Annotated in this window: 6 protein-coding genes; 2 read left to right on the top strand and 4 right to left on the bottom strand. The window is 29.7% G+C overall.

Annotation, left to right across the window (positions count from 1 at the left end; translation table 11 throughout):
* Nucleotides 1-32: 32 nt before the first annotated feature.
* From cax to B3Z56_RS05275, 4 genes are all read right to left on the bottom strand, one after another.
* Nucleotides 33-1118, bottom strand: coding sequence for a calcium/proton exchanger (cax, locus tag B3Z56_RS05290; RefSeq protein WP_346878386.1), 1086 nt, complete (start codon nucleotides 1116-1118; stop codon nucleotides 33-35).
* Nucleotides 1119-1236: 118 nt separating this feature from the next.
* Nucleotides 1237-2115 carry an L-serine ammonia-lyase, iron-sulfur-dependent, subunit alpha gene (sdaAA, locus tag B3Z56_RS05285; RefSeq protein ID WP_035132434.1) on the bottom strand — a complete coding sequence of 293 codons (879 nt, stop codon included), beginning with the start codon at nucleotides 2113-2115 and terminating at the stop codon, nucleotides 1237-1239.
* A 5-nt stretch (nucleotides 2116-2120) separates the two neighbouring features.
* Entirely contained in the window at nucleotides 2121-2801 is a 681-nt protein-coding gene (gene sdaAB / locus B3Z56_RS05280; RefSeq protein WP_346848962.1) for an L-serine ammonia-lyase, iron-sulfur-dependent subunit beta, read from the bottom strand.
* A 288-nt stretch (nucleotides 2802-3089) separates the two neighbouring features.
* Nucleotides 3090-4745: a nucleoside kinase gene (locus B3Z56_RS05275; RefSeq protein WP_346878385.1), complete on the bottom strand. Its 1656-nt coding sequence runs from the start codon at nucleotides 4743-4745 to the stop codon at nucleotides 3090-3092.
* A gap of 226 nt (nucleotides 4746-4971) precedes the next feature.
* Here B3Z56_RS05275 and B3Z56_RS05270 point away from each other — a divergent pair, with 226 nt between their 5' ends.
* Nucleotides 4972-5682 (top strand): DUF421 domain-containing protein, encoded by a 711-nt coding sequence (locus B3Z56_RS05270; protein ID WP_346878384.1) that lies wholly within the window; start codon nucleotides 4972-4974, stop codon nucleotides 5680-5682.
* Between the two features lie 17 nt (nucleotides 5683-5699).
* Nucleotides 5700-6080, top strand: a complete 381-nt coding sequence (locus B3Z56_RS05265; protein WP_150844052.1) for a DUF4363 family protein — start codon at nucleotides 5700-5702, stop codon at nucleotides 6078-6080.
* Nucleotides 6081-6185 lie beyond the last annotated feature (105 nt).

Raw genomic sequence — 6185 nt, 5'->3', positions numbered from 1 at the left:
TAGTCGCTTTTAATATTACTTATGAATATATTCTAAACCACATAATAGTATGAAAGAGTAACCACTAAATATACTGCTATAAGTAACGCCCCTTCAAACCAATAGGTCTTACCATCTTGAAACACAAAATAAGACATTCCCATAGCTATAGACATGGTTACTATTTGAAAAGTTGAAAACAGTAGGTTTACTTGGAACCCCATAAAGGAAGAGCAAATAACTAATATAGGAATCACAAACATAGTAATTTGTATACTAGAACCTATGGCAGTTTCTAGACTAGCATCTATTTTATTTTCTAAAGCACATACTATGCTTGATGCACTTTCACCAAAGGAGCCTAAAAGTGGAATCAATATTATTCCTAAAAATTCTTGTGAAACTTTATATTCTTCAACAATGGCATTTACACCACCAACTAATCTTTCACTTATAAAATATAAAAGTATAGTTACAATAATAATTAACCCAAATACTTTTCTAGTGTCGTTCTTATCACCATTCTTAGGTAACATTTTTTTTTCATCTAATATAAATAAATTACTATGGGTATATAAGGAAAATATTAGCCCTAATATATATACGCATATCAATACAACACCTATGATTAAACTTATTTTTTGAAAACTACCATTATCAACAATAGAGTATCTATTTAAAGCGGATACAATTATTATAGTAAACATAACTAAAAATAACATATTTAAATTTGTACGTGCAATTATTTTATTAAATTTTTGTTCCCTATATTTTATACCACCACAAAACACTGCAATTCCTAACCCCAGTAGCATATTTGTAATAACAGCACCTAAGAGCCCTGCCTTTGCCATGGAAATCATACCATACTTTATAGACCAAAGTCCCATCATAAGTTCTGGCACATTACCTGCTGTAGCTGAAATAAGGCCGCCTCTTTTTTCACCTATATAATCTGATATTTTTGAAGTTCCTCTTCCTAATAAAATGGCTAAAGGGATCATTACTAATGAATACATTATAACATTAATTATGTTAGAATTTATATTTATAAAAAGCAGTACAATAGAGATTAATACTATGGTTAATGTTACTACTTCTTCTTTTCCAATAAAATCTTTTTTCTTAAAGTCTTTCATATTTTCCTCCACAATATAACATAGATATATATTTACTCTATTCATTTCATAAAGAAACAGTTACACCTATATTTTTTACTAAAGGTGTAACTGTAATGAAATACTTTATTTTAGTTTTTTATTTATTAGAAAATACTTTTTCTTTTAACTTTTGACCACATGGAGTTACTGCAAGACCACCTAAGGCAGTTTCTCTTAATTCACTAGGCAAGGCTCTTCCTATTTTGTACATAGATATGACTGTATCATCAAAAGGAATCTTACTCTCAACACCTGCCATTGCCACGTCTGCCATGGTAAGGGCACTTACCGCTCCTGCTACATTTCTTTTAGCGCATGGTATCTCAACTAATCCCGCTATTGGATCACAAACTAAGCCTTCCACATTTTTTATTACCATAGCCCCTGCATCAAATGCCATTTTAGGAGTTCCTCCCATCATTTCTACAATGGCAGCTGCAGCCATAGCAGCTGCACTACCACATTCTGCTTGACATCCACCTTCAGCACCTGCTAGAGTTGCATTTTTAGCAATTAAAATCCCAACCCCCGAAGCTGTAAATAAAGCAGTTATCATTTCATCATCAGTTTTATTTAATTTCTCCCCTGCTGTAATAATAGCTGCAGGTATAATACCACAGCTCCCTGCAGTAGGTGCTGCTACTATTCTTCCCATGGCTGCATTAACCTCAGAACAAGATAATGCTCTTGCCATAGCTTTGACTATAAAATTACCACATAAGGTTTCTTTTTCTTGGAAGTACTTTCTAATCTTAGTTGCATCACCACCTATAAGACCACTTATAGATATAATCTCTTTATCCATAGCTTCTTGAGTTGCAGACTTCATAACTTTTAGATTTTCTCTCATCATTTCAATTAATTTTTCCCTAGAAGTTTCTGAAGATTCCAGTTCCTCTCTTATAGTATATTCTGCAATGGTTATGTTCTCTTTATTACATAATTCAATTATTTCTGTTGCCTTTGATAAAAACATTAAAGCTACTCTCCTTTCATTGGTGGTAATATTTCCTCTACATTTTTCACATTTTCTATCTTTCTTATTTTATCTACCACTTGATGATTCACTATCCCATCAGTTTCAACCACCGTTGAAGCTTCTAATCCCTTAGCTTTTCTATATACATTCATTGAAGCTATATTTATATTTTCATTAAATAAAAGATTGCTAACATTATATATCATTCCTGGTACATCGAGATGAGTAATTATAATAGTTGGATATTCTCCTGTAAAATGGATGCTTTGTCCATCTAATTCGAATATAACAATATTTCCTCCGCCTATGGATGAACCTGTAACAGTGGTTTCTATTCCTTTGGAATCCTTCATTACAAATTTAACTGTATTAGGATGTACATCACCTAGATCCGTTTCTTCAAAGGTAAATTTTACTCCTCTTTCTTCTGCTATAGTAAAAGACTCTTTTAATCTATAATCCCAGGGATCCATTCCTAAAATTCCAGCTACTAGTGCCCTATCTGTACCATGTCCTTTATAAGTTTTTCCAAAGGAGCCATGAAGTAAAAATTTAACTTCCCTAACATCATCTTCTGCAATCTTTGCAGCTAATTTTGCAAGTCTTGCAGCTCCTGCTGTATGTGAGCTTGAAGGTCCAATCATTATAGGACCAAGAATGTCAAACACGCTATAACTTTTCATAATTTCCTCCTATAAAATACCACTATAGAATATACTAAAATTTATTATTTCATTGACTCCTGAATTAATAGTTATTACTTAGTATATCCATTTTATATAATACCATTAGTTAAAGATTAAAAATATGTAACTTTTAAATAAGAATTATGTAAAAATATATCTATAATATTTATACCATAAAACTTATTGACAATATATATATTTTTTCGATATAAATAGAGCTCGGTAATAGTGTTTTTTTGTATACCATTATTACCTAGCTCTATTTAATTAATATTCATTTTAAATTTAATATTGATAAAAACAACTTCCCCCTATAAATTCTGTAATTAAAGAATTTGTTGGAACAACATCCTTATCTACTTCTTTAAAAAAATGTAAAAATTCTATAAGTCTTCTTGCTTCATTGTAGACTGAACTTTCTGGTTTCACTTTATATAGCTCTTCTAATGCATATTTCTTTAAAACTGCTAACTCATATATAAGTGCTGAATTAAACATTACATCTGCATCTTCTTGATACGGAAATATATTCTTATCTTCTCCTCGTCTTATAGAAGACCACATTTTCAGTGTATATTCTACATCATATCCTCTTGACAAATAATCTCTAACTATTCTTCTAATCATCCTTACATCCGTTGTTGCTATTCTATTGTGAGCATCCATATTTATTTGAGTTAATGGACTAATATATACTTTAAATTTATGATTATGAGGAATTGAAGCTGTTAGGACTTCATTTAAGCCATGTATTCCCTCAATTACTATTACTCCCCTATCTGGAAGCTTCACTTTATTTCCTAACCACTCTCTTTTACCTGTTATAAAATTAAAGGTTGGAAGCTCAACTTCTTCTCCATTTAAAAGCATTTTTAGTTGTTCATTAAATAACTCTAAATCCAATGCAGTTATACTTTCAAAATCATATTCTCCAAATTCATCCTTTGGAGTAAGCTCTCTATCTATAAAATAGTCATCTAGTGATATTGGTACTGGAATTAATCCATTAACTCTCATTTGAATTCCCAACCTCTTACAAAATGTGGTTTTTCCTGAAGATGATGGTCCAGCTATTAATATTAACTTTATATCACGATTTTTCTTTATTTTATCAGCAATATTAGCTATTTTCTTTTCGTGCAAAGCTTCTGCAACTCGTACTAAAGTCACAATATCACCATGTTCTATCTCATCATTTAAAGCACCTACATGGGCTATATTTAGTATATCTCCCCATTTCTCAGCTTCATAGAATATCTTTGCTAACTTCCTATGTTTTTCAAATCGTGGAATTTGGGTTGGCTCTTCTTGAGTTGGAAATCTTAGAATAAACCCTGGATCATAGTAAATTAAATCAAAACATTTTAGTATATCTGTATTAGGTATCATTGGTCCATAAAAATAACCAATTTCTTCACCCAACTTATAAATTATTATACTGCTCTCATTTACATTTTTAAAAACACTAACCTTATCATCCATGCCAGCTTCTCTAAATAAATCTATAGCATCTTCCTTACTATAATTTTTCTTTTCAATTTCCATGTTAGCATCTACTATCTCAAGCATTCTCTTTTTTATGGCATATACATCATCTATGCTTAGATTTATGTCTTTATATATTTCACCAAATAATCCTTTACTTAAAGAATGTTCTATGGTTATTTTACTATCTGGAAATAAATCCTTGGTAGCTTTTATTAAAACAAATTGTAAACTTCTTATATAGCACATCATTCCTTGTTTATCTGTAATATCAACAAATTCTATATCACAATCCTTCTCAAGAACAGTTGATAACTCCCTAAGTTTACCGTCCACTTTAACCAAAACTATAGGTACTTTATTGTCATGGCCATATCTTTTTATCAAATTATAACACGTTATTCCTCTATGAACTTCTATGATTCTTTCTTCTATTCTTATCTTGATTTTATCCATACCCTCACCTCTATTATAATTATTTAGTTATCATATATTATTTCCTAATCCCTTAATTAACTAATAAAATCATAATCCTAATAAAATTTAAACTTAAATTATATTATATATTTGTATTACTTATTATATTACATAATTGTAAATATGAAACCAACAAACCACAAATAATTTATTATATTCTGTGCATACTATATTTAGCATTATATTAGAAATATAGGTGATATTTATGTTTATACTTATAATTAGAACAGTTATACTATATGTTTATTTAATTTTCATTATGCGAGTTATGGGTAAAAGACAGCTTGGTCAGTTAGAACCTGTAGATTTTGTAGTTGCACTAATGATTTCTGAACTTGCAACTCTCCCTATGGGTGATAACCGAATTCCGCTAATATATGCTATAGTTCCTATAACTACTTTAGTTTTTCTTCAAGTAATGACTTCCTTTTTAGAACTTAAAAGTGAACACATTCGATCTATTCTAAACGGTCAACCTAGTATACTTATAAAAGACGGACTAGTAAATGTGAAGGAATTAAAGCAAGTTAGATATAATCTTGATGACCTTTTAGGTGAGCTTAGACAAAATGGTTATTTTAATTTACAAGAAATACATTATGCAATTTTAGAAACTGATGGTTCTCTATCTATTGTTCCTTACAAAGACTATGAACCACCTACAAGGGAAGATTTTAATATAAAAATAGAAGATGAGCCTCTTCCCATTCCCGTAATATTAGATGGTGTTATAAACAAGGCCAATCTTAAGTCTATTAAAAAAAATAATTATTGGTTAGAAGAAAAACTAGCTAAAAATAATATTAAAAGCTATAAAGATGTGCTCATTGCAATAGTTTATTCAAATAACCAAAAGTTCTACTTTCAACTTAAAAATCAAACTACTAATGCTAGTGCTAATGAAAAAGAGAGTTAAGGAGGAGTTCCTATACAATGAAAAACATGATAGCAACATGCATCATCTTCTTTCTAATGATATTCATTCTTTTTTTTGCAAGCAAATATATAGTATTAACTTGTGATAAGCTTTTAGATGTTTCATCAGAAATAGAAGAAAACATAGTAAATGATAATTGGGATGAAAGCTATATGTTGTCTTTTGAATTGTTAAACATCTATGAAGGACACGTGGCAAACTTAACTTTATTTTTAAATCATACAGACTTTGATAACATTTATAGTGAAGTTATAAAGCTTAGTCAATATTCTAAATGCAAAAATAAAGATGAAGCTCTTTCATCTATTCACGTGGTAAAAACTTTAATTAACCAAGTAAAAGAATTAGAATCTATATCAATAGGAAACATTTTTTGATAAGTTTTTGGTTACGATTTCAAAATATGGTTTTCTATATAGCATTTAACTAAAGATTGAACTATAATAAAATTATAGACTTAATCTTATAAATAGAAGGGTGGA

Source organism: Clostridium sp. UBA7791, from assembly GCF_002480755.1.
Classification (GTDB): domain Bacteria; phylum Bacillota; class Clostridia; order Clostridiales; family Clostridiaceae; genus Clostridium_J; species Clostridium_J sulfidigenes.
The sequence above is the reverse complement of the archived record's forward strand: the minus strand, read 5'-3'. Positions and strand labels throughout refer to the sequence as shown.